Source organism: Lentzea sp. NBRC 102530, assembly GCF_030269365.1.
GTDB lineage: Bacteria > Actinomycetota > Actinomycetes > Mycobacteriales > Pseudonocardiaceae > Lentzea.
This window is the reverse complement of sequence record NZ_BSTF01000051.1, coordinates 1-875: the sequence shown is the minus strand read 5'-3', so window position 1 is coordinate 875 and position 875 is coordinate 1. Positions and strand designations below refer to the sequence as shown.

Genomic DNA, 875 nt, shown 5'->3' with positions numbered 1-875 from the left:
CCGCATGCCGCTGCCACTTCGCGTTGAGTGCGTTCGCCGCGCAGCGCTTCCAGCAGTCGACCGCACTGGATGTTGTGGATGAAGGCCGGCATCTCCACGGACGCCATGCGTGTACCTCCTGAGCAGAACAACGGGCCCGAGACGGGCACTACGGACAGTAGCAGCACTGGCTTCACCGGATCGGGGCATTATCGGATCCCGATATCGGATTATAAGCTGCGGATGTCAGGGATCCAGCTCGGGTTATCGGAAGGGAGTCGGGAGATGATCTCCAATATCGGTTCCCGTGGCGGTTTGGTTGCTGTCATCCCGCTGGATCCACCGAAGGCGCTCGTCGGCTGAGCGGCAGTCGTGAACCGGGGCCTTGTTGCCGCCCCGCGTTCTTCCCCGAACGGCGTTGCCGCTATCCGATCCCGGCGAGCGAGGCGCGCCACGGCACGGTCTTCCCCCGCCGGCCGTGGCGCTCCCTCATCACGGGTGGGACGTGTGCACATGACGGGACGAACGGGAACGGTGCGCGTGGTCGTGCAGCTGAGCTTCGCGCAGGCCTCCGTGCTGGCACGTGCGGCGGTCGTCGTCACGTCAGCCATGGAGTGCAAGGAGATCAACGTTGCCGATCAAGGGCTGCTGGCGATTCGCCGAGCGGTCGCGCTCGCGCTGTCGCAAGACGTGGTCCGAGAAGCAGGCGGTCCTCCCGCGGCAGAGAGCGTGCCGAAACTTCGAGCCGGCTAGAGCCTGTCCTGTAAGCCGTTGATCTGGGCATCTGGTATCTCTCTGCGGTGGTTGGTCGCGGTGAGTTGACGGATCGTGCGTGGGCAGCGATCGCGCCGCTGCTGCCCCCTGTGTCGGGCGGTGGGCGGCGGTGGCGGGATCAC

General features: G+C 65.8%; 1 protein-coding gene. It reads left to right on the top strand.

Annotated elements, in window-relative coordinates:
* Positions 1-519 precede the first annotated feature (519 nt).
* Complete coding sequence (locus tag QSK25_RS45235; RefSeq protein ID WP_285647886.1) at positions 520-732, top strand: hypothetical protein; 213 nt, start codon at positions 520-522, stop codon at positions 730-732.
* Positions 733-875: the final 143 nt, after the last annotated feature.